Raw genomic sequence first — 25,004 nt, forward strand, 5'->3', positions numbered from 1 at the left:
TCATTTTATTTGAGAATTTCATTTAATTCGTCTAACTGTTGATTATTAATGTATTCCCACTTCTTTATTACTTTTCCTGTTTTATCTATTAATACGAAGAATGGGATTGCATCATAGTTGTATAGCTCTGCTAAATTGTTTCCGAACTTATTATTATTCTCTTGTTTGCCTGTATCTAAACTTAATATTTGTGGCCAGGCATTCAGACCATTTTTTTGCAATGTTTTGTGCCAATTGTTTTCGTCTGTATCCAGAGATATGCCGATAATGGTTAGTCCTTTGTTACTATATCTTTTATGTATTTCCTTTATTTTCGGAACCTCTTTTAAACAAGGTTTACACCAGCTTGCCCAAAAATCCAATAATACATAAGTCTTGTTCTTATAATCAGATAATCTGATCGTATCTCCGGACGCACTTTTTCTGATAAAATCAGGTGGATAGTTTCCTATAGAGGTCATTCTTAGGATACTATCTTTATATGCTTGTTCTTCAATCTCTTTATGTGCGAGTTTGCCCATTATGCTGTTTTTACTTTGTACGGGCAAGCTGTTATAAATATTGCGAATGGAGTCTATTGAAATCTCCATTCCGGAAATAAAGGATAATAAGTGTGGTGTAATCTTGAAAGATGGATGTTTTACTGTGAAATCAAAACATATTTCATTCATTTGTTTATGATTGGCTTCATTGGCTTCATCTATATTTGCTATAGCATGATTGATTGAATCTCTAATTGGGGAATCTTTTTTTGATTGATCTTTTTTCCTTGATAAACTATTAACGTTGTCTATTAGTTCATAATAATATTCCATAAAGGGTTGCAACTGTTTTCGGAGTTCGATATTTTCACTTTCTACTTTAGTACCGGTCAGCTGATACCTGTAAGGTTTGTTGGCGTCGATAAACAATTGCATATGGGTTGGCTCAATGTATAAGTGAATCATCCTATTAGGAAAATCGAGTCTGACCGCTGTGGTTTCTTCAATGTCTCCCTGAAATGAAAATTTCCCCTTTATTACTTTGGCAGAATCGTCGATCCGAATCCATTTATTTTCTTTCAATATCGTATATGAGAACTCTATTGTAGTATTTTCTGCTATATTGATAATTGTACCCTCTAATAAGAAGGGACGAGCATAAATACTATTGCTAGATAGCAATACAACTATTAGAATAATATGAAATAATAGATTCATTGTCTCATTCTTTAAATTTGATCAACATTAATACCGGATTGTCATCTTCTATCAATTTCGAAGCAATCTCTTTCAGCTCTCCTTTCAATTTGTTAGTACTATATGCTTGAAGTAAATAATCGGGATACATCAGGCAATAACTCGTATTGTGAAGTGAACCTACACCAATCAGATTAATATAGCGTTTATTAGAATCATCTTTGTTTAATAAATTGAGCTGGTAGAAATCGTTAACCTTTTTATCATAAACCATCGAATTTTGATTTAGTTTTCCTTCTGCTTTCTTCTCAACAGCATCGATAAAAACATATCTATTGGTAAAAAAAGAAACTCCCACTAACATTGGAGGAGTCATTTTATGCGCTGACGGTTTTTTTATCATTATAGGCAATAACTTCTTATTCTTTAAGGAATAAAGAGTATCATCGGCGAAATCACTGATCAGAATATCCAGAGTGTTTTGCGCTAAAGGGAGTATATTCATAGAAATACTTGATAGTGATTTGGCGTTCTGTGTTAGATGGGTTCTGTTGCCCATTCTATTTGGTATATAATAATCTAAAGGTATTAATTCTCTTGTCTGTTTTGAAATAAAAAAATAAGGATTGTCTCTAATAGCGACATCTTCCTTGCTTAGTTCTCTTCCTGAAATTTCCTCTGATATATCCATGAAGTAATAATTATTAAAAAATAGATGGTCTTTATCATAGTTTATCATATAGCCTGAAATAATTTTTTTTGGTAAAATTAATCTGCGCTTAAACTTCCCATTAATTGAATAGACATTAATCTGGGTATTAATTTCAAGGCTTCCGATGTACAATTCTTCCTTGTCTTCATCCAGAATGACATTATATATTGAATTGTATTCTTCAGGTCCACCTCCTGAATGATTGAAAGAATATAATCTTTTTCCTTGCCGATTGAAAATAAGGATCTGACCATCTGGATTATGATAAATGATATCTTTTTTTGAAACTGCATCTGGAGAAAAACGAACCAAAGTGCTATCATTTGTTTCTAATGGAATATATTCTATGTTAGCAATGTCTGCAATATCTATTGCCTTTTTGGGGTTCTTTGTTATGTCTATGCCCACTAGACCTTTGATGTTAATCTTTTTTGAATTATTTGTAGATTCAGTAGAACCTCCTGTCTTAGGCTTAGTAGAACTGTTCTTTAAAGTTAATATGCATAATGCTATAGTGATCAGATGTTTCATGATGTATTATAATTAAAGTATGAGGAGCTCTTATTAGCTTGTCATCATGACACTGCTGGAGAAGACTTCGTAATTGTATATCTCACCTAACCTGATCCTATCTGAATTCTTATAGGAGTGTTGTTCATAGCTTTTTTATGTGTTTTATTTAAGAGCTGATGAAATTATTTAAGAACTTGCTCTACATCATGGAAAGTCATAACTTGTAATACCGGATTATCTTTCTCATTCAGGTGTTTGATGATTTCTTTTAATTTGTCGTCACCATGTTCATCTCCTGCCATAAATAAGTCACGTACCTGTCTTGGACGGACGGCAATATAGGGACTTTGTGTTGTATCCCAATTTTGGATTTGTGGATAATTATCGAGTAGAGCCCAATAAATTTTATCTGAGAAATCAGTCATCTTGTATATTTGTTTTTCTTTCTTGTCGTAAATATAGAAACGTTGTTTAATTTCTGGTTTATAACGATAAGAACGTAAAATATTAAACATTAAGTAACGTTTGGTTTCAATAGTAGGATGGGCTTGTGCAAAAGTTGTTCCGTAGTCGCTTATATCAATTATACGTGGACTAATACTAAGATCCCGTTTAATTTCGAATATTGTATCATTTTGGAGGTTAGACAGAAATACTCCTTGTGGTGTTTTTATTAAAGAACCGTATGCTAGCATACTGAATGCTTCGTCGGGTAATTTTACATTAAAATGGATGGGTAGATCAAAGACTGTACTTCCGTCCTTTTTGCGAGTAACGGAATATTGTGGACCTTGAGTAACAGAGTATTCTGATCCGTTAGGAGTACTTTGGAAGTGTTGAAAAAAATTAAGAAGAAGTGAGTCGTTTAATTCAACTATTTCAAATGCGAAGTTAAGAAATGTTCGTTTAAAATTTCCTTCCAGATCATATACTTGAGTTCTTCTTCTAACCCAGTCCTGTATAAAGATCTCTTTATATAGAGTGTCTACTATATAGTTACCTATATTTATATAATCTTCTGGACCTTCTCCTTCTCTGTTTATTTTATTTAAAAATGTTCCGTCTTTCTTAAATATATAGAGTTCTCTATGAATTTCCTGTAAATATATACGATCTGATGTGACGAAAAAATCATTTCCTCTCCAAGAAGATTTCACCTTCAATATGGTAGAATCATTCATTTTAAGGGGAATATAAGAAACCTCTGCTAGATCACTTAACTTTATTTTTGTCTCAGGATAATTTTCTTTTTCATCAAATATAAATGGCTTTTCACCATCGTACCAAGGTTGTTCTGTTTCTACTTGTGAGGATTCTGTTTTTGTTGTTGTCGAAACTGGGGTTGTTTTTTTTCCGGAGCATCCTACTAGTAAAATGATAATTGTAATGAAAGGTAATAGTGTTTTTATACCTTCAGTCCATATTTGATGAGTTGTCTTATGAATGTTGCTCATAGCTTTTATTTGTGTATTTAAAGTCTTTAGGTTTTATTTTTTTTAAATATAGTATTAAATTTAGTGTATCTGTTATAAGTTGATTGAAGTTTGTAATAGATTAACAGATCAACTATATATATGCAAGCAATTGTTTTTTTAATTTACACGAGAGATGTACTTAAGAAAACAATTGCATTGCTTTTTACAAAGCTTCCTTTAACTCTTTGGCAATAACTGATTTGATGTATTTCCTATAAAACATAAATTAGGTTTTCCTATCACTGCTTCATAATTGGAGGGTGAGGGACAAAGCCATTGATAAACGCAATTACTGCAAGGTTCCTGATTACGGATTTTGAGCCATGATTTTCCTTCGGTTAATTCACGATAAACGACGCTATGTGGTGTATCATTGACTGTTCCGATGGAAGGATCATTCAAATTTGCGTATATTTTCCCATCGGGTAAAACGATTAAGTTGCCAAACGAGAAAATATTTAGCTTTTGTTGGATGAAAACCTGGCGTTTAGATAGTTCGATTCCTGAAATACTTTCCGAATCTATATATAGATTGTTTTCAAAGAAAGATAAATTCTCTTCGGTATATATAGGTACTATTTCTACTTTTGATAGTTCGTTCTTTTCTATACAAGAGTTTGCATTCTCATATTCTTCTTCCGAGCGGATAAGAAATATAAAAGAAACTGGAGGTAACTGCTTAATGGCTTTCAATAATTTTTCTATCACTGAATAATCGGATACAAGTACTGTATATGAAATCGCCTTATTCTCCCAATCCTGATTCGTTTCTATGTATTTTAAGAAATCATTATCCAGACAATAGACTGATATTCTTCTAAATCCATAGTCCAGAATGTCTGATAATAATCCTTTAAAGTTAGGGTATGATGTTACATCCCCCACTAATGCTATTTCTCTCAGATAACTACATGAACGGGCATTCTTAACAAATGATAAAATACTTCCATGATCGAGTTCCGAACTTGTTTGAACTGGATGGTATACTGTTTGTTTGGTATAAGCAATATTCCCGTAATTACTTGCATTAATGTGGATAATTATTTTGTGAAGGTTATCAATAACATTGCCATCAATGCCGCGTTTATGTTCCCATTCGTAATATTTCACGTCATCCTGCACTTTAAGTTCTGGTTTCATTGATACCGGTCTTTTATTTAATCCGTCATCTAAAACCAACTGACCGCTCTCCGAAGAGATAATTTCATTTACCCATTCCTTGATCTGTGTCTTTTGTAGAAGTTCTTCTGACAAATCAACTCGGTATAGCTGATCAATATCGAGTAAAGACTCTATCAATTTCGGCAGTTCTCCTTTGTTTTCAAAGTAGATCTTCTTATAATTTTTTGCATTATAGATGCATCCTCTATTTTGCTTTACCCATAGGAAAGTATCCGGGTATAAAATCAACCAATATTTATTCATATTATTATCCTCTTACTACGACATTTTTTAAAATTTTGTTATAAAGATCTGGATGTTTGTCTAAATAATCCATGCAACATTCTTTTTGCTTTTCCTGTTGCTTAGCTGAGCGATAACTGTGACATATGGACGTCTTATCATGTATATCGTCTATCTGGTATACACATTGTGCACACATTTGCTTGACTGCGCAAGTCTTACATTGATTGACATAATGGAATATATAATCATTATGCTGTTGAGCTGCTTGTTTCAAATCAAGTTCTACTTTTTTATCCGTAATCTGCCCTAATGCAAACTCATGATCTATTCTTTCGCATTGAAGAATACGCCCTTTAACTGTTATAAACATTTTCTTTGAGAAAGGAATACAAGTACCGGATGGAGGGTATGGAAGGTTTGTTCTCCCTAATAATAAATCATTGTAATTGTCAAAAACATTCCCTGTTTGGTAGTGAATGTAATAAAGAAGCATACTGGTTTCCGGTCCTTTAATAAATAATTCTTTTTTCAATGCTTCACAATTAGTTGCTTTTTGTATACTTGTGGTCATATTCTGATAAGTTTGATAAAACTCTTCCACCTTATCTTTACGAATCCCAGAGTCATTCAATGGCGAAATTGAAGGCTCCTTGTTAAACTTATCTTTAATGAAGTGATAAATAGATTCGACGCCATTACGATTGTGTAAAACAGAATTGAACATCACAAAATGTTCGAAATATGCAGGATATGTCGAACGTAATAACTGTATATTGGCAAAAACCTTATCGAATGAGTTTCTTCCTTTGCCATCTACTCGATAGCTTTGTCCTTTTTTGTCTCCATCTAGACTGATCAATAAACGAAATTTTTTTTCAACCAGAAAGTTCATATATTTATCAAGTAGCATTGCATTAGTAGTCATACTATAATGAATTTTTTTACCGATAGGATTCAAACTTTCTGCATAGTCAATTACTTGTTGGATAAAGGGTACATTCAACAGTGGTTCTCCCCCATAAAAACTTATTGTGAAAGGATCGTTGACGTCAGTGCAATATTTCTTCTTCCAATATTCATAAAGATAATCAATAATCAACTTTGCTTTTTGAAAAGGGAATTTCAAATTCTCTCTTTGATCGTATCTTTCATATAGATCTGCGTACCCACAATATTTACAACGCAAATTACAAGCGTCGGTCACTTCAAAGACTAATTGTTTTAAATTTATTAAATTATACTCTATATCTAATTCTGATATTTTTCTATACTCTTTCATAATCTTATTCTTTAAATGTAAATAACATTAGTACAGGATTGTCGTCTTCTTTTGACTTCGAAGCGATCAGTTTCAACTCACCTTGCAATTTACCAGCTTTGTAGTCTTGAAGTAGGAATTCGGTATTCATACAATTAATTGCTGTGTTATGAGGCAAAGCCGTTTTATCTTTTAAAGGATTGTGAATGGATATTTTTTTAGACTCAAGTTGATAAAAATCATCAGACTGTTTGTCGTACACCATATAAATATATTTAGGTGATTTCCCTTTCTCCAACTTCTTTTCAACTGCACGAATAAAAATATATCTATCTGTGAAAAGATCAACTGCCACCATCATTGGAGGACTCATCTTATGTGCTGATGGCTTTTTTATCATTACTGGTAATAATCTTTTGTTTTTCAAAGAATAAAGAGTATCATCAGCAAATTCTGTGATCAGGATATCCGGAAAGTTTTGCGCCATAGGGAGTATATTCATAGAAATACTTGATAGTGATTTGGTATTCTGTGTTAGATGGGTTCTGTTGCCCATTCTATTTGGTATATAATAATCTAAAGGTATTAACTCTCCTGTCTGTTTTGAAATAAAAAAATAAGGATTATCTCTAATAGCGACGTCTTCCTTGCTTAATTCTCTTCCAGGGATTTCCTCTGACATATCCATAAAGTAATAATTGTTGAAAAATAGATAATCTTTATCATAGCTTATCATATAGCCTGGAATAATTTTTTTTTGTAAAATTAGTCTGCGCTTAAACTTCCCATTAATTGAATAGACATTAATTTGGGTGTTAATTTCAAGGCTTCCGATGTACAATTCTTCTTTGTCTTCATCCAAAATGACATTATATATTGAATTGTATTCTTCGGGTCCGCCTCCTGTATGATTGAAAGAATATAATCTTTTTCCTTGCCGATTGAAAATAAGGATCTGACCATCTGAATTATGATAAACGATATATTTTTTTGAAACTGCATCTGGAGAAAAACGAACCAAAGTGCTATCATTTGTTTCTAACGGAATATATTCTATGTTAGCAATGTCTGCAATATCTATTGCCTTTTTTGGGGGCTTTGTTATGTCAATAACTACTAATTCCTGTTTTCTGCCATTTATTGAATCATTAGTAGTTTGGGTAGAAACATTTGTAGTAGGTTTGGTGGAGCAGCCTACTAATATACATGTTATAATAATTATATATTTCATACGATTTTATATGGTTAATTTAATTAAAGATAGAGGTTGATAACATATTAGTATGCTGTGAAATAGCATATGCTAAAAATGTTCTTTTAATAATTCCATAATTAATAATAGTAAAGACTCTCTCTACAAATAATTGCAGAGAGAGTAAGTTTCAAAACTTTTGTAATCTACTTATTGATTAATAAGCGTAGCCTTTCTCTGCATTAGTTGCAACCGAGCTCCCAAGGTCTTGACTAAGTTTGTTTTCCGTACTGGATTGTACATTCTGGCCATTAGCATTGCTGTTGTCAGTCGTACTAGAACCTCCATAATATGGGTCGTCAGAACCTTCTTGTTCTCCAGCATACTTACATCCACAAGACGCCGTTGGACATTCTGTGCAACAACTACAACCGCATCCACAGTTTCCACCGCCAGTCAAAGCATTCATTTCCTTTTTTGTCATCTCAGCCTGACCAAGATGATGCAAATTTAAGTTCTTTGACTTTTTCCTTTTGAATTAGTTTTAAAAGATTAATAATAAAAAGTTTATTGCAATACAATCTCTCTCATTTCTTTCCTCTTGATATTTATCAATGCTTCTTCAACAAAGATTGGATGATTTAATTGATGAAGACTAATGTGTAATTAGTTGTCAATAGAAGCACACACAGTGCGGTAATTGTGAAAGCATCAACTAAATATCATTTGTAAAATCATAAAAGAAATTGCTTTTTATATATCATCGGCATATCATCGGTAGCAAGAGTCAGACTTCTTGATAAAGATTCAACATCTTTTCTCGGAAAATCGTTAGGTCATATTTTTTCAGGAACCTTCTTCGAGCATTTTCAGCCAAAATCTTTGCATAATTGGGTTGCTCAATCAGTTGTTTTATTTTTGCAGACAATGCTTCAACGTCAATAACCTGTTGTTTACCATCATTCATAACAGGCACTTTCAATCCTGAAATGCCATCTTCTACAATCTCGGATAAACCTCCTGTATCTGATACAATAACAGGTAATTGATTCATCATCATTTCAATAGCAACGAATCCAAACTCCTCATGGAGGGAGCTTACAATCCCTATATCTGCTATATGATAAAGTTCATATAGAACTTCCTTCTCTATTCTTCCGGTAAAAATAATTTGTGACCAGATATCTTTGGCTTCTTTTAGCCATCGATTAAAACTTCCATCGCCTGCTATTAGCAATCTGGCATTTGTATATGTTTCCAATACTTTTCTGAATGCCTGAATGAGAAAAGTGATACCTTTCACTTCATCCAATCGTCCGGCAAAAATCAGTAGAGGGACTCCTTCCTGAATGTAATATTTATGTCTAAAGATTCGTTTTTGTTCTTCATCTACGGGTGTATAGCAATCTTTTAGTGCATTGTTTATTAATACGATTTTCTTTGCATCTATCCGGCAGATACTTGTAAATGATTCTATAGAATGGCGAGCGATGCAAACAAACTTATCACATTGGGCAATCATTTTTGCATTTTCTTTCACATCTTTGACAATGCCCTGCTCGCTATAATCGCGTCTTTTAGGCCTTTTTGCCAGAATCCGCTGGAGTTTGAGATTATCTCCCAACAAAGTAAAACTCCAATTGGAATAATGTGCGACTAATATGACTTTGCATCTAAACATTCTTTTTAGATTGCTGACCAGTGCCGGGTTACTCATAAAATTCAGATGGAAAATGTATTCAACCCCTTTCTCTACAGGAATGAATCCTTTCAGCAAATAAACAATGTTTCGTGCATAATACTCACGACTTCGGGGATTACTGGAACTCGTACTCGGAATAGAGATTAATTGATATCCTTCTTGTTCTGTTACTGTCACTTCCTCCCCTTCTGCATGAATATAGATGAGGCCAAATTCAATCTCTTCCTTTTTCAGACAATCGGTCAGTTGTGCAATATACGTTCCAATCCCATATACGGCAGCACGCGAACTACTGTTGAATATATAAACTTTCTTTTTCGTCATAAATTTTCCTCCTGCATCATTTTAAGTCCTATTCCTGCATGACCTCCTCTGATTCCTAAATTTCTTCCTACAATAAAATTGAGAGAATCTTTTATATGAATTTTAGCTATAAATTTGTCCAGAAAATCCGTTTCATTGGATGTTTCATTCTTATTGATAATATCCTGTAGAATAGCGGCGAGACGAAAACTTTCTTTATCATCTGGGGGGCTTGCTTGTAGAGCTTGTGCTAAATCAATTATATAATTTTCGAAAATGCATGAGTACTCTCTGCCTGCACAACGACTAATTACATAGGTTGCAATTCCTTTTAATCCATTTTCCATCGAAAAGTCTTTCACTCTCCTGACATCTCTCTCTAAAATTTGGTTATCCAATGCATTCAGCACTTCGTTCGGATCTGCTTTTACGAAATGGTTTCTAATTAAATATTCCATTCCCCAGCCAATACCAGCCAATCCATTTCCGAAATTAGGGGAACAGTCAATGTGTATTTCTGCATAAATTTCATCAATGAGTTCTCCCGCAAATTTTTCATATCTTTTGCACTTCGTATATCTGGAATAATTCATGAAAAATAAAATAATTCCCATTTTACCTTCAAACAGTCCGATATTGCTAGTAAAGCTACTGTGTAGCATTAAATACCTGGCGATACGTTGTAATACTTCGTGTTTATTCATAAGCTTTCATTTAATATTTTCTTCATAGGTAATAATATACGTTCCAGCAGAGACAGATCATCCGTGATGATATCTGCCTGACCTTCCATTCCTGAGACGAAAGGCAGTACCTTGTCATAAGTAGTCGTTAGCCCATTTGGCAGATCGATTTCAACTACATAATGATTTTTAGCCTCCACCTTGACCGAAATGAGAGAGATATTTTGTATCTTTCCTTTTACCAGACCGAATTCGTTATCCGGGTAATTGCTGAATCTAATATTTACCTTCTGACCTACTTTTACCTTTCCTGATCGTTCGGCAGGAAGCAAGGCTTTTCCAATCAATTTATTGTTGGATGAAGGAATAACACTAAATGCGATATCACCGGAAATGATATTTTGGTTCTCAATCCAATAATTAGTGAATGTAACTTTTCCGGGTATGGGCGCAATCAATGCATAGCTTATTTCCCATGCTTGTATTTCTGTTAATAGCTGAATGGTTAATGACTTCAGTTGAGTAGTCAGTGTACTTTCTTTATCGATGTATTGATATTCTGTATCGAGCAAATTTTCTTTCATTTCCGCTAGTTGAATACGCAGGTTCTCAAGCGTGGAATGCATATTCTCCATAGAAAGCTGCCCTCCAATATATTGATTATGACTTGTTTCCAAATCCTTGCCCGAGACTGCTCCCTTTGTGTGTAGAGTAGAGTCTCTTCGATATTGTTTATATATGATTGCCAACTGCTGGCTCACTAGTTCTTCCTGATGTAGCATATCCTGATAATGTTTTTCATTTCTACTGATTCGATCTTTCATCATATCTATCTTGTCCTGATAATATCCGAGTTGTCTGAACTGAATGTATTGGGATAATGCTAAGTAATAGGATGAATAAAGTGCCTGACAGCTTCCTAGGTTCATTTCCTTTAAGGGTAATGAAACGATTGAATCGGGATATGACATATATTTATGAAGGAATTTTTTCAAGTAAAGAATATCTGCTGTTTTAGCCGGATTCTCTATGACTGCAAGATAATCTCCTGTCTGTACAAGTTGATTGTCCTGTACAAATAACTCTTGTAGCTTACCTGATGACTTTGCTACGATGTTTGCAGCAGGCTTGCTTCCGGTAAGAGTAATGGTAGATGTGATGGTATCTGGGTATTTGAATATGCTACTGCCGATTAATAAAACTACGACGATGATAGCAACAGTAGTAATACCCCAGCGTAGTATCCATGGGGGGATACCACTCAGAACTTCTTGGAATTCTTCACTTCTGAGTTCTATTATATCTTCTTCTTTTTTTTCTTGCTCTTTCATCATATTATACTCCCAACTCTAACTGGTTTTTCACTAAGGTATAATAAGCTCCTTTCTTCTCAGTCAGTTCTTTATGTGTTCCTTCTTCGATTACTTTACCTTCATCCAGTACAATAATATTATCTGCATTCTGCACAGTACTAAGCCTGTGTGCTACAATCACTACTGTTCGTCCTTTATAGAATGCCTTTAAATTATCTAATATGATTCGTTCGTTATTTGCATCAAGCGCATTGGTCGCTTCGTCGAAGAACAGAAACGTCGGTTTTTTATAAATAGTCCGCGCAATCAATAGACGTTGCTTTTGTCCTTGACTGACACCGCTTCCTTCCATACCGATTTTACTATTGTACTTTAAAGGGAGTGACTCAATAAAATCTTTAATATTGGCTGTTTCTACGGCATACAATAGTTTCTTTTGGTCAACAGTTTCTTCACTTAGCGCAATGTTATTTGCAATGGTATCGGAGAAAAGGAACCCTTCCTGCATCACAGCACCTGTATTCTGTCTCCACAAGTGGGGATTGATGTCTGTAAGTGAATAGTTACCTACTTTTATTTTACCTTTTACCGGTTCGTAAAAGCCTAATAATAACTTTATGATAGTTGTTTTTCCACTACCACTGGCCCCTACAATCGCTGTTACTTTATTTTGGGGAATAGTTAGGTTCAGGTTTTCCAGTACATATTCTCTTTCTGCACCGTCATAGCTGAAGTTTACATTTTCCAGTTTGAGTGTTTTATCTTCGGGGAGTGTGTTTATTTTGCTTTCCACGACAGTAACCTCGTCTTCCTTATTATTAATCTCGTTCAATCGCTCCAAGCTTATTTTAGCATCTTGTAGAGATTGGCTGAAACCAATCACCTGACCGATCGGACCGGATAGCTGACCAATGATATAACTGATAGACATCATCATACCCAATGTGATTTCTCCGTTTACAACAGCTTTAGCTGCCAAAAATGAAATGAGCAATGAGGTTGTCCGGCTGAAAAAGAGAGAACCGACTTGCTGAATCTGTCCCAAAGCAGTTCCTTGGATACTGATTTTAAACAGTTTCACTTGGATAGATTCCCATTTCCAGCGTTGTTGCTTCTCACAGTTATTCAGTTTGATTTCCTGCATACCGGTAATAAGCTGTACCATATTACTCTGATTGGCAGAAGCCTGTGCAAAACGGGCGTTATCCAATTTACGACGATAACGCATGAAAGACAAAATCCAGGTCACATACAACGCATTTCCCACCAGAAAGACTACCAATATGGTTAGGTTATAATAAGCCATTATGAAGGCAAAAATAAAGAAGTTAAAGAATGAGAATATGGTGGTTAAGGTGGTTCCTGTCATAAATGACTGAATTCGTCCGTGATCACCAATACGTTGCAGAATGTCTCCGATGTTCTTTGCGTCGAAAAAACGAATGGGTAACCTCATTAGTTTGGCAAGGAAATCAGAAATTAGAGTGATACTTATTCGGGTATTCATGTGCAGACTGATCCAGCTTTGGATGAAACCAACTCCCATCTGTGTGATCGATAAGACCAACTGGGCAATAAGTATTAGAGTGATAAAGTTAAGATTACGATTTCCGATACCTTGATCGACCATTGCTTGCGTAAGAAAAGGGAGAATGAGTGAGAATACACTTCCCAATAGCATCCCGACTACAAGTTGGCAAAGCTGTGACCTGTAAGGAAACAAATAACGAAGATAAAAGGATAAATTCCTTTTCTGTTGCTCTTGGTCATCGATTCGCTCGTAGAAATCAGGTGTTGGAGTTAATACCAAAGCAGTGCCGGAATCTTTCCCTTCTTTTCGGGTACTGATCCAGCATTTCTCAATTCCCGCTGTATCCATGTCATACTTTCCTTTTCCCGGATCGGAGATTTTAAAAGTTACTCCTGACTTTTTCTTTTTGATGTCATACAGCACCACAAAATGATTCTGATTCCAATGGAGGATACAGGGTAGAGGTACATCTTCGATAAGTTGTTCCAAGCTGATTCGTACTCCTTGCGTCCTAAAACCGATACTTTCAGCAGCGTCACTAATACCCAACATGGAAACTCCTTGCCGGGTAATAAAGCTCCTCTCCCTCAAATTTTGTAGGGAATAACTACGGCCATAGTATTTGGCAATCATGCGTAAGCAAGATGGACCACAATCCATGGAGTCAAGTTGTTGATAATGAGGAAATTTTTTCATGTGCCAATTTAAAGTATTTCAGAAGTGCATTTTGTTAGTAATTAGGATTCTATGTCTTTTCTAGAAGACTCAATTAGTAAATAAAGTTGGTTTATTAGTGACTTTTCAACATTCTCTTTGGGGCAACTTCCAATTCCGTTCTCAATTTTTTTTTGAATGCACATACCTGAACATATTGGCAATAAAGAACAAGCAAGGCATATCGGATTTTCCATGTAAGAACTAGTGAAATAATTGTAGTAATTTGAGTTAGGCTTAAAATCTCCATCATTAGAAATATTACCAATAGAAAATTTTTTAGAAACAAAGTCACGAGCAGTACATTTATAGACAGATAAATCATAATTGATGACATATTGTAGCGAATTTTCTACGTAACATCCATGGTTAAAGGAAGGGGTTACTGCTGTAGTGATTGGAAATCCATTTAAAGAAAAAACTCTTAGTTTTTCTTTTATGGTATCATTTATACCATTTATATCATATTTAAATTGCCAAACCAATTGTGGTTGAATGTGAATTTTAGCTCTTACATCTTCAGGAAATGAATGAGCTATAGTATCTATTGTAGATAAATTTTTCGGAGTATAGTTAATGCGTAATATTATGTTTATATTATTAATTTCCCGACAAAGAGAAGTGATATTGTTTACAATTGTATCATATGTTTGCTTGTCAGTAGTAGAAAAACGAGTCTTATTGTGAAATGTAGAACTACCATCTAAGGTTATTTGAAAAGAATTGAGTCCTATTTTGTTCATTTTATTAATTATTTCATCGTTTATTAGATATCCATTTGTTGTGATTGTATGACTAAAATGTACATTATGTATTTTGCATAATTCTTTCATTTTTAAACCTGTAGGGTATATTATCTCATTAAAAAAAAGCAATGGTTCTCCACCAAACCAATCAAGTTGAAAGACATTTAATTTGTTATCTTTAATAAGATTTTCCATAAATATAAGCATTGCTTTCATATCTTGTTCTAACATTTGGCTTTCTGTATGAGTTTCATAACAATACCAACATCTGAAATTACAATTAACTGTCGGTAGCACAGTAACTCTTGCCATATGTCTTCCATAACGGAATTCTCGGTTCATGCGTAAAATTATATTTTCTTCTACTAAGTCGTTGTCACATATAAAATGGGACTTGTGTAATTCTTCTTCTATATCAGAAAAAGAATGTTGACTAATAGTTTCTAAATTATTCTCTTTTAATGAGATGTATAATTCTTGATCTACTTGAGTAAAGGCACTTGTTAATTGATTATAAACATAGTAGTTACCACCTTCTTCTAAGTATAAATTATATTTGCTTGCTTTCATTTTTGTATAATTGTTTTATATAATTAAAAACTTCATCAGTTCCTTCTATATAGTCTTTAATTATTTTTTCATAATAATAATCAGGTATAATTCCATTATTCATTAGCGCAGGTGGAAGAAGTGGAGCTCTGGTGCAAATGCGGTAAAGTGTACCATCAGATAGAAATTTAACCAGAGGTGCACCAGTAGAACCTCCTGTTGGTGTCCCAACAAGTATTGCTCTATCTGGATAATGAAGTTTAAGAGTTATCAATAGATCTTCTGCGGCAGAATAAGTTATTTCGCTAATCAATATATATAAAGGCTTCGTGAATAGTGGCAAATTTTTCTTTATAATAATACTCTCAGGAAGAGTATCCATTTTTAGACCTTCATAATAATCACGATATTCCTTAAAGCCATACCCCATAGCGTTGTAAAAAGCTATATTCTTTCTTGTTAATGATTTATAGGTCCTAAGTGTATCAATGTCTAGAAAACACATCAATAATGTGTCTGCTTTCAATTCGGAGCCACCTGTGCAATATCTTAAATCTAATATTGTATAATCCGCAGAATTTATAGAATCAGGTCTTGACGCTGCATCGTGTACAATATCTGTAATGCTATTGGATAATGCAAAGGTGTTGTCAAATCGAAAATAGTAATATTTGTAGTCTTCCTTTTCAACTAAATATGAGTCGGTTTCTCGATAGCGATATATGGAGGAACCTTTCCATCCTGTTAAATCACGACGAAAGTTTAGTTGTTGGTGTCTCATACAATATGGAATTGTAATGATTTTCGTTGTGTTGTCAGGCGTTTTTATTTGCATTGAAATTGTACTGTCTTTATGTCCCCATGTCAGTAAATCTGTGGCTTTTCTTTTTTTATCTTGTAATGTATTTGAAGAAATATATGGATATATATTCTCTTGTAAAAAAGTATGGGTTCTTATTCCTTTTATTTTTAAGATTTCACTTCCTATAGGTATATCAGTTATTCGTCCTTTATCTACTGCAGAAATAAATAATTTATTATTTACCCAAGTAAATTCAGAAGGTAGAAAATCAATTTGATCAGGCAATTGCTTCCATCTTTTTTCATATAAAACCTCTGTATGTCCATCTTGTAAATTAGCCATAAACTTTTGGAGAAGAAAATGGTATTCTGATTTATTTTCTACTTTGGCGACTAAAGGAATAAAAACCTGATAAATACTGTCGAAATTTATTTCTTTTAGTAGCTGAGGATTATAGAAGTTCTCATGGACATCCTTCCATATTTGAGATAAATCAACAATATGTTGATAGTTATAGTTCTTTTGAGCGAAAAGAGAACAAGTATTTGTAAACAACAGAAGTAAGATTAATATCTTTACCTTAATAAGGTCTAATTTATTTTTTATCATAGACAATCTTAGTTTAATAGGGCTTATTCAAGTTACATTAATCTTCATAGGACAGACTAAAAGATATTCCAGATACTATTCTTATGGTGGTTATTAGTTGTGAAATTCTTTAGTCATGTCCTTAGAATTTGTAATATCGTTTTGATATTCAAGTTAGCAATTAGTATTCTGGCTCATATGGAGCTCCACAGCTACAGCCTGTTCCGTTATTACTGTTGTTGTCATTTCCATAACAAGAGCACTGATTCATTTTATTTGAATTGTTATTACATGCACTTACAGAGTCTGTACTTCCCTCACAATAGCAGCCTTGTGCGTCATTAAGATTACTTCCAGAACCACCTCTGAGTTGTCCCATTTCTGATTCATTGAGCACCTTTCCTAAAACTAATTTCTTTAAAATTTTCATAATCTAATTTTTTTTGTTTAATAATAAATCTTTTAATCTCGAAATGTAAATGTATTTTTCGCTATCTTAAAAATTTTGGTTTATATTACCGTATATTGGAACTTAAGATGGACTGCGAATCCCTTTTCTTAAATGGAAATATACTTGTTGTAAATGCATATTATTTAACTGTATATTTATTTCCAGCTGCCCCAAAAATAGTGCAGTGCATAAGCATTCTCTAAGCACTGTTCTAGTTCTTCACTCTTTTCTCCCATTATTACTCTACGAGCTTCCGGTATATCGAAAGGAGTAACATATTGAGCAGGGATCAAATAAATATCTTTTTTTTCCTCTATCGTTAAATTACAATATAGATCAATTAGCATCCAAGGACCTGTTGTGTTATAAACACAAAGATTTTTGGAAGCTTCATAATCTAATGTTTCTTTTCTGAAAACTGTTTTTATGACTTTGCGTATAAAAGAGTGTCCTGGTATACTTAACATCATGGCATTATTAAATACTTGATCAATTGGTCTTTTGAATACTTTGCAATGGGATTTAGGTTCAAGAGCAAAACAACAAGTTTTATCTTCTATAAGCTTGTTTATAGGGGAAAGAGATTCATAATCAACATCAATATACATTCCCCCTATTTTGTCTAAAATAAGGTATCGAATCGCATCCCAGCGTTGTACATCATATGGAAAATGGCTATAGATATTCCAATATTGAGGATATTGTTCCTGAATAAATTTGTCCATCATTTGATCGTTCCATAGTATATACTCCCATTCTGGATAATCATTTTTCCAAGTTTCACATAATGCATTGAAGTGCTTTGGTAACGGTGTTTTCGCATCAGACCATATCTGATGGATTATAGTAGGTATTTTTTTCATGTTATTTTACCCAAGCATTAAAAAAATAGTGAATTGAGTATGCTTCATCCATTTTTTTTTCTAATTCTTCGGATTCGGATCCCTGTTTTATAAGCGTAACTTCGTCGGCTGTGAAAGGTGATACAAATTTTGAAGGAATCAAATACACCATATTTTTATTAGGATACTCTTCGTACAATCTTATTAATAGAAGAGGTCCAGTTGTAAGAAATATCTCTAATACTCTCTTTGTCCATGAGGAAACTTCTGTATTAGGTCTTTTATATTTAAATACTGTATTAACAATCTTTTTCATAAAAGGATGCTCTGGTACACTTGCCATTAAAGCATTATTGAAAAAAAAATCACAATTAAATGGTTTAGCATGTTCTTTTGGCTCCATAGAGAAACAACAAGTCTTCCCTTTTAATAAATCGTTATGGGAAGCTAGGCATTCTGTGTCGAAATCGACATACATACCTCCTATCTTATCTAATATAAGATAACGTATAGCGTCCCACCGTTGTATATTATATTGGAAACTACAATATACATCCCAATAATTGGGATAATACTGTTTAATAAAAGATGTGATTCGATTATTATCCCAGAATTCATAACTCCAATCCGGATGATGTTCTTTCCATGTCTCACCTAAAGTCCTAAGATGTTCTGGTAAAGGTTCGTCTACTCCAGACCAAATCTGGTGGATTATTTTCGGTATATCATTCATAGTATTAATTTTTTTTATATTAATAGTGTGTTTTATGAAAAAAAAGTGTCTTGTTATTTCAATAGGATGATCCATAAAATTGAATCATCTAAATGTTCAAAGCTTTTTGTTTTTTTCTGAATAGCAAGGTACGGAGTTTTGATAATCGAAGCAAATAAAACGGCTGACCATTTCGGACCAATATCTTTTTTGTTAAAAATATCCCATTTCATCGAGGGTTTTCTTGTTGATAATTCCTATTAATATTTGATTAATTTCAAATTTGATGAGTATTTGTTCTGATCGTCATTGACATATTTGGCTTTGAATTTCATTTATTGAGGTGAAAAAATGTCCAGGAAGATAAATCGAGTGAATAGTTTAGGTCAAAGATGAGTCAAATTTTTTATGGTGGGAAGAGAGGGAAGGCGGTCTAAAAAAATAATAGTCGGCTTACATTGTAAACATTATTACGCTGTAAGCCGACTATTTATATAAGTCTTATGTATTCTTCTTATACATTCTTTACTTTAATCAGATACTCAGCAATCTGTACCGCATTCAGTGCAGCACCTTTTTTAATCTGATCACCTACAATCCAGAAAGTCAATCCGTTTTCGTTAGTCAGGTCTTTGCGGATACGTCCTACGTAAACAGGATCTTTGCCTGCAAGGAACAAAGGCATCGGATATTCTTTTTCTGCCGGATTGTCTTGGAGAACCAGTCCTTCACCTTTGGCGAAAGCTTCGCGAGCTTCTTCTACAGAGATGGAACGTTCTGTTTCTACCCAGACACTTTCAGAGTGAGCGCGTAAAGCAGGTACACGAACGCAAGTGGCACTAACCTTTATGTCAGAGTGCATAATCTTACGTGTCTCGTTGAACATCTTCATCTCTTCTTTTGTGTAACCGTTTTCAGTAAATACATCAACTTGTGGAATCAGGTTGAATGCTAACTGATAAGCAAACTTTTCGACAGTAACAGGTTCGTTAGCCAATACTTGGCGGTATTGTTCGTACAATTCGTCCATAGCGGCTGCACCTGCACCACTGGCAGCCTGATAAGTAGAGACGTGCACGGTTTTTATATGAGAAAGCTGTTCGATGGCTTTCAGTGCAACTACCATTTGGATAGTTGTACAGTTCGGGTTGGCAATGACACCCCGTGGACGCTCCAATGCGTCAGCGGCATTCACTTCGGGTACCACCAAAGGTACATCAGCGTCCATACGGAAGGCACTGGAGTTGTCAATCATCACTGCACCATATTTAGTGATTGTTTTCTCAAACTCTTTAGATGTTCCTGCACCAGCGGAAGTGAAAGCAATGTCTACACCTTTAAAGTCATCGTTGTGTTGTAAGAGTTTTACCTCGATCTGTTTACCGCGGAAAGTATAAGTTGTTCCGGCACTACGTTTAGAACCGAACAAAACTAACTCGTCCAACGGGAAGTTTCTCTCATCGAGCACGCGCAGGAATTCCTGTCCTACGGCTCCGCTTACGCCAACAATAGCTACTTTCATCTTTTTCTTTTGTTAAATGTGAATAATTTGATTGTCTCGCTATTCTACCGAATAGTAAAGAATTGGCTGCAAAATTATAACATTTTGCCATATAATCCGCATTTTTTTCGAAGAATTATTATGGATTCTCTCTCTGTTCGGATTGGAAGAGTGCGAACTTTTTTGTTCCTTTGCAGTGAAATCCTAAAACCATGGACGTATGAATCTGTTTGATTTTGATTTAACTATACCAATCACTGACCCGACTTGGGTGTTTTTTCTTGTATTGATTATTATTCTTTTTGCACCAATGATTCTGGGGCGTCTGCATATTCCTCATATTATCGGAATGATTCTGGCCGGTGTCTTGATTGGCGAACATGGTTTTCATATTCTAGATCGTGATAGTAGCTTCGAGCTTTTTGGGAAAGTGGGACTTTACTATATAATGTTTCTTGCCGGATTGGAAATGGATATGGAGGATTTTAAGAAAAACCGGACGAAAGGTATTGTATTTGGACTGTTCACTTTTATTATTCCGATGGTGCTTGGTGTATGGAGCAGCATGAGTTATTTGGGCTATGGTTTTACTACGGCTGTTTTGTTAGCTAGTATGTATGCCTCTCATACGTTGATTGCTTATCCTATTATTAGTAGATATGGACTTTCCAGACTCCGGAGTGTCAATATAACGATTGGTGGTACAGCTATAACCGTTACTCTTGCCTTGATTATTCTTGCTGTGATTGGTGGAATGTATAAAGGTACGATTGACAGTATGTTCTGGATTTTATTGGTTGCAAAGGTTACCTTTCTAGGTTTTCTGATTATATTCTTCTTCCCCCGTATCGGCCGTTGGTTTTTCAGGAAGTACGATGACAGTGTAATGCAGTTTGTATTCGTGCTGGCAATGGTCTTTTTAGGTGGTGGTCTGATGGAGTTTGTAGGAATGGAAGGGATTCTTGGAGCTTTCCTGGCCGGTCTTGTTCTGAATCGTTTGATTCCACACGTTTCACCGTTGATGAACCGGTTGGAATTTGTGGGAAATGCCTTGTTCATTCCTTATTTTCTGATTGGCGTTGGAATGATTATCGATATCAGAAGCCTCTTTATGGGAGGAGAAGCGTTGAAAGTGGCGTTAGTCATGACTATAGTTGCTACTGTCAGTAAGTGGCTGGCAGCCTTTATTACTCAGAAAATTTATCGTATGCAGCCTAACGAGCGAAGTATGATGTTCGGATTAAGTAATGCTCAGGCAGCAGCTACCTTGGCTGCAGTTCTGATAGGGCATGAAATCATTATGGAGAATGGAGAACGTCTTTTGAATGATGATGTGCTGAACGGTACGGTTGTTATGATACTCTTTACTTGTATTATTAGTTCTTTGGCTACTGAGCGGGCAGCACGTCGTTTTGCTGTCAATGAAGATATGCAGGACGAAGAACAAAGTGAAAAAAGATTGCAGGAACAGATTCTGATTCCGGTTGCTAATCCCGATACAATTGAGGAATTGATTAATCTGGCTTTAGTCATAAAGGATGCTAAGCAGAAAAACGGATTGATAGCGCTGAATGTAATTAATGACAATAACAGTTCGGAGAATAAAGAGTTGCAGGGCAAACGTAATCTTGAGAAAGCGGCTATGATTGCTGCAGCGGCAGATGTACCGGTGGCGATGGTAAGTCGGTACGATTTGAATATTGCTTCGGGAATTATCCACACTATAAAAGAATATGAGGCTACGGATGTTGTTATCGGCCTGCACCGGAAAGCCAATATTGTCGATTCGTTTTTTGGGAATCTGGCGGAGAATCTATTGAAAGGTACTCATAAAGAAGTGATGATTGCAAAGTTCCTGATGCCCGTCAATACGCTTCGTCGTATTAATATTGCTGTGCCGCCCAAAGCTGAATATGAAACTGGGTTCCAAAAATGGGTGGAACATTTCTGCAGGATGGGAAGTATGCTGGGATGCCGGGTACATTTCTTTGCCAATGAACATACTTTGATGCGCTTGCAGCAATTGGTGAAGAAGAAGCATAGTAGCACGCCTACTGAATTTTCGGTATTGGAAGAGTGGGATGATTTGTTGTTATTGACGGGACAAGTGAATTATGATCATTTGTTGGTGGTGATTAATGCTCGTCGTGGCTCTATCTCTTATGACCCTTCTTTTGAGCGTCTGCCGGGGCAGCTTGGTAAATATTTCGCTAATAACAGTCTGATTATCTTGTATCCGGATCAGTTCGGAGAACCGCAGGAGATTGTTTCGTTCTCTGATCCGCGTGGCTACAATGAATCGCAACATTATGATAAGGTAGGTAAATGGTTCTATAAATGGTTAAAGAAGAATTGATGGAAGAGAACTGGCAACAAAGAACAGAACTCCTGTTGGGAGAAGAAAAAATGAGGCGTATCCGCGAGTCGCACGTGTTGGTCGTTGGTTTGGGCGGAGTAGGGGCATATGCTGCTGAGATGATTTGCCGTGCAGGAGTGGGTCGGATGACGATTGTGGATGCGGATACGGTACAGCCAACTAATATGAATCGTCAATTACCAGCCATGCACTCTACATTGGGAATGTCGAAAGCGGAAGTACTTGCCGCACGGTATAAGGATATTAATCCTGAAATAGAATTGAGGGTGATGCCTGTTTATCTGAAAGATGAGAATATACCGGAATTGTTGGATTCGGCAAAGTTTGATTTTATTGTGGATGCCATCGATACGATTAGTCCGAAGTGCTTTCTTATTTTTGAGGCGATGAAACGTCGTATTAAAATTGTTTCCAGCATGGGTGCAGGAGCAAAAAGTGATATCACGCAAGTCCGCTTTGCCGATCTTTGGGATACTTATCACTGTGGATTGAGTAAAGCCGTGCGAAAACGGTTGCAGAAAATGGGAATGAAGCGGAAATTGCCTGTCGTATTCAGTACCGAACAGGCGGACTCGAAGGCTGTATTGCTGACGGATGATGAACGGAATAAAAAGTCCACTTGCGGGACGGTGAGTTATATGCCGGCGGTGTTTGCATGCTATCTGGCGGAATATGTTATTAAACGATTATAGAGGGATATTATGATAAGACTAGAAGGAATAACCAAAAGTTTTGGTTCGTTGCAAGTATTGAAAGGTATCGATCTTGAGATTAATAAAGGTGAAATTGTCAGTATTGTAGGGCCCAGTGGAGCGGGGAAAACGACTCTGTTGCAGATTATGGGAACTTTGGATGAACCGGATGCGGGTGTTGTTGAGTTTGACGGCACGGTAGTCAGCCGGATGAAAGAGAAAGAACTTTCTGCATTCCGTAATAAGAATATCGGTTTTGTATTTCAGTTTCATCAACTGTTGCCGGAGTTTACAGCTTTGGAGAATGTGATGATTCCGGCTTTCATAGCAGGTGTTTCCTCTAAAGATGCCAATGAACGTGCTTTGGAAATATTAAATTTCATGGGGCTGACAGAACGTGCCTCTCATAAACCAAATGAATTGTCCGGTGGAGAGAAGCAACGGGTTGCTGTGGCAAGGGCTTTGATCAATCATCCTGCGGTGATTCTGGCAGATGAACCTTCGGGAAGTCTGGATACTCACAATAAAGAAGAATTACACCAATTATTCTTTGATTTGAGAGAACGTTTTGGACAGACATTTGTGATTGTCACTCATGACGAAAATCTCTCTAAGATTACCGACCGGACGGTTAATATGGTGGATGGTATAATTAAAAAAGTTTAATTATAGGACCAAACTTCTAAAAAGCTATACCAAATGGCTATTGGATGATGTCTATTTTATCTTTTAGCTATATCTTTATATCGCTTCTCTACAGAAGTCTGTGAAGATGATAGTAGAGTGTTTGTTTTGTTTGTGTGTGATGCATTCTTGTCTAGTGTGATAGGAATGCATCTTTTTTTATTAATTCATACAAATATAAGGGGAGAGTCTCTCAAAATCTGCCGGCGTGAACTCCTCATATAATGTCAGTTCTTTCAGACTTTTTAAAGGTCCTTTCTTTTTTCTGTGTTCGTTGATAACTTTGGCTTGATAATAATTGATGTATGGATGACGCATCATCTGTTCTGTACTCGCTTTATTGATGTTGATGCATCGTATCAAGGTTGTATCGATAGAAAACCATGGGCGGAGCTTCTCTACTTTCAGATGAATGTCCTGTAATTGCTCGATCCGGTAAAAAGCGCCTAAACGATTGCGATAATTTACAATCATCCGGGCAATGCCACTTCCAATTCCCGGAATTTTTTTGAGTTCGGTTGTATCTGCCTGATTGAGGTCGATAATTGTACCGGGTTGATATTTGAATAATGTGTCTCTTTGTACCTTTTGTACCATGAGTAGTTGAGTTGTATCTTTGGGAGTGATCTTTTGAGTAATGTGGATATAAGGAAGAAGCATTTGGTACTGTTCTTCTGTCAGCCCATATATTTTTCGAAAATCTTCGGGATGGCTGAATTTTCCTTGCTTTTCTCGATAATGCAAAATATTCTTAGCCATCCATGAAGGTAGACCGAGGGTTAAGAAAGTGATAGAATCTGCAGTGTTGGGATCAAATGTTGAGAGTTTGATTTCTCTTTTAGGGTGAGGAAGAGGGAGCTTTTTGGTATACTTGCTACTGTATTTTACTTCTTTAAGCGAAGCCATAAATTCCTCATATTCCTTTTCAAAGTTCTCTTCTTTTTCCAGATTGTTCTCTTCGGCGGGAATAAATAGTTGAAAGAGTCGGGGAGCGGAAAATGCTCCTATAATAAGAACGACAAGGACGATGATGCCTTGCCGTTCTGTTTTAGTAAAGTAAAAAAAGTCTTTCCACATTA

At 35.4% G+C, this 25,004-nt stretch carries 20 protein-coding genes and 1 pseudogene; 3 read left to right on the plus strand and 18 right to left on the minus strand.

Features of this window, described 5'->3' with window-relative positions:
* Window positions 1–5: 5 nt before the first annotated feature.
* The 17 genes and pseudogenes from PHO71_RS11310 to PHO71_RS11390 form a co-directional block, all read right to left on the minus strand.
* On the minus strand, window positions 6–1,199 hold the full coding sequence (locus PHO71_RS11310) for a TlpA disulfide reductase family protein (RefSeq protein ID WP_300203253.1): 1,194 nt from the start codon (window positions 1,197–1,199) through the stop codon (window positions 6–8).
* Between the two features lie 4 nt (window positions 1,200–1,203).
* Window positions 1,204–2,421 (minus strand): 6-bladed beta-propeller, encoded by a 1,218-nt coding sequence (locus tag PHO71_RS11315; protein WP_300203255.1) that lies wholly within the window; start codon window positions 2,419–2,421, stop codon window positions 1,204–1,206.
* A 164-nt stretch (window positions 2,422–2,585) separates the two neighbouring features.
* Window positions 2,586–3,857: a 6-bladed beta-propeller gene (locus PHO71_RS11320; RefSeq protein WP_300203257.1), complete on the minus strand. Its 1,272-nt coding sequence runs from the start codon at window positions 3,855–3,857 to the stop codon at window positions 2,586–2,588.
* 198 nt (window positions 3,858–4,055) lie between these two features.
* Window positions 4,056–5,303, minus strand: a complete 1,248-nt coding sequence (locus PHO71_RS11325; RefSeq protein ID WP_300203259.1) for a TIGR04150 pseudo-rSAM protein — start codon at window positions 5,301–5,303, stop codon at window positions 4,056–4,058.
* Between the two features lie 4 nt (window positions 5,304–5,307).
* Complete coding sequence (locus PHO71_RS11330) at window positions 5,308–6,564, minus strand: radical SAM peptide maturase (protein WP_300203260.1); 1,257 nt, start codon at window positions 6,562–6,564, stop codon at window positions 5,308–5,310.
* A 4-nt stretch (window positions 6,565–6,568) separates the two neighbouring features.
* Window positions 6,569–7,774, minus strand: coding sequence for a 6-bladed beta-propeller (locus PHO71_RS11335; RefSeq protein ID WP_300203262.1), 1,206 nt, complete (start codon window positions 7,772–7,774; stop codon window positions 6,569–6,571).
* A 178-nt stretch (window positions 7,775–7,952) separates the two neighbouring features.
* A pseudogene (locus PHO71_RS11340) lies at window positions 7,953–8,252 on the minus strand (TIGR04149 family rSAM-modified RiPP); the annotation flags it as partial.
* 270 nt (window positions 8,253–8,522) lie between these two features.
* Window positions 8,523–9,761: a TIGR04157 family glycosyltransferase gene (locus PHO71_RS11345; protein ID WP_300203264.1), complete on the minus strand. Its 1,239-nt coding sequence runs from the start codon at window positions 9,759–9,761 to the stop codon at window positions 8,523–8,525.
* On the minus strand, window positions 9,758–10,444 hold the full coding sequence (locus PHO71_RS11350; protein WP_300203266.1) for a lanthionine synthetase LanC family protein: 687 nt from the start codon (window positions 10,442–10,444) through the stop codon (window positions 9,758–9,760). Before PHO71_RS11350 ends, PHO71_RS11345 begins: the two co-directional genes overlap by 4 nt.
* Window positions 10,441–11,757, minus strand: coding sequence for an HlyD family efflux transporter periplasmic adaptor subunit (locus PHO71_RS11355; protein WP_300203268.1), 1,317 nt, complete (start codon window positions 11,755–11,757; stop codon window positions 10,441–10,443). The genes PHO71_RS11350 and PHO71_RS11355 overlap by 4 nt, the downstream gene beginning before the upstream one ends.
* Before the next feature lies 1 nt (window position 11,758).
* The gene (locus PHO71_RS11360; protein WP_300203270.1) at window positions 11,759–13,963 is read right to left on the minus strand and encodes a peptidase domain-containing ABC transporter; all 2,205 of its coding nucleotides are present in this window, start codon (window positions 13,961–13,963) and stop codon (window positions 11,759–11,761) included.
* A 41-nt stretch (window positions 13,964–14,004) separates the two neighbouring features.
* Window positions 14,005–15,297, minus strand: a complete 1,293-nt coding sequence (locus tag PHO71_RS11365; protein ID WP_300203272.1) for a radical SAM protein — start codon at window positions 15,295–15,297, stop codon at window positions 14,005–14,007.
* The gene (locus PHO71_RS11370) at window positions 15,278–16,687 is read right to left on the minus strand and encodes a S41 family peptidase (RefSeq protein WP_300203274.1); all 1,410 of its coding nucleotides are present in this window, start codon (window positions 16,685–16,687) and stop codon (window positions 15,278–15,280) included. Before PHO71_RS11370 ends, PHO71_RS11365 begins: the two co-directional genes overlap by 20 nt.
* A gap of 160 nt (window positions 16,688–16,847) precedes the next feature.
* The gene (locus PHO71_RS11375) at window positions 16,848–17,096 is read right to left on the minus strand and encodes a hypothetical protein (protein ID WP_300203276.1); all 249 of its coding nucleotides are present in this window, start codon (window positions 17,094–17,096) and stop codon (window positions 16,848–16,850) included.
* A 176-nt stretch (window positions 17,097–17,272) separates the two neighbouring features.
* Window positions 17,273–17,980: a glycosyltransferase family 32 protein gene (locus PHO71_RS11380; protein WP_300203278.1), complete on the minus strand. Its 708-nt coding sequence runs from the start codon at window positions 17,978–17,980 to the stop codon at window positions 17,273–17,275.
* 1 nt (window position 17,981) lies between these two features.
* Complete coding sequence (locus PHO71_RS11385; protein WP_300203280.1) at window positions 17,982–18,692, minus strand: glycosyltransferase family 32 protein; 711 nt, start codon at window positions 18,690–18,692, stop codon at window positions 17,982–17,984.
* A gap of 493 nt (window positions 18,693–19,185) precedes the next feature.
* Window positions 19,186–20,193 (minus strand): aspartate-semialdehyde dehydrogenase, encoded by a 1,008-nt coding sequence (locus PHO71_RS11390; protein ID WP_300203282.1) that lies wholly within the window; start codon window positions 20,191–20,193, stop codon window positions 19,186–19,188.
* Window positions 20,194–20,392: 199 nt separating this feature from the next.
* On the opposite strand from PHO71_RS11390, the gene PHO71_RS11395 reads away from it, so the two are divergent.
* The 3 genes from PHO71_RS11395 to PHO71_RS11405 are packed head-to-tail and all read left to right on the plus strand — an operon-like array spanning window position 20,393 to window position 23,907.
* Window positions 20,393–22,528: a cation:proton antiporter gene (locus PHO71_RS11395; RefSeq protein WP_300203284.1), complete on the plus strand. Its 2,136-nt coding sequence runs from the start codon at window positions 20,393–20,395 to the stop codon at window positions 22,526–22,528.
* The gene (locus tag PHO71_RS11400) at window positions 22,510–23,241 is read left to right on the plus strand and encodes a tRNA threonylcarbamoyladenosine dehydratase (RefSeq protein ID WP_300203286.1); all 732 of its coding nucleotides are present in this window, start codon (window positions 22,510–22,512) and stop codon (window positions 23,239–23,241) included. Before PHO71_RS11395 ends, PHO71_RS11400 begins: the two co-directional genes overlap by 19 nt.
* Before the next feature lie 9 nt (window positions 23,242–23,250).
* Window positions 23,251–23,907: an ABC transporter ATP-binding protein gene (locus PHO71_RS11405; RefSeq protein WP_300203288.1), complete on the plus strand. Its 657-nt coding sequence runs from the start codon at window positions 23,251–23,253 to the stop codon at window positions 23,905–23,907.
* Between the two features lie 180 nt (window positions 23,908–24,087).
* Here PHO71_RS11405 and PHO71_RS11410 read toward each other — a convergent pair whose 3' ends face one another.
* Window positions 24,088–25,002, minus strand: coding sequence for a helix-hairpin-helix domain-containing protein (locus PHO71_RS11410; protein ID WP_300203290.1), 915 nt, complete (start codon window positions 25,000–25,002; stop codon window positions 24,088–24,090).
* Between the last annotated feature and the right edge of the window lie 2 nt (window positions 25,003–25,004).

It is taken from the genome of Bacteroides sp. (assembly GCF_028690125.1).
Classification (GTDB): Bacteria; Bacteroidota; Bacteroidia; order Bacteroidales; family Bacteroidaceae; genus Bacteroides.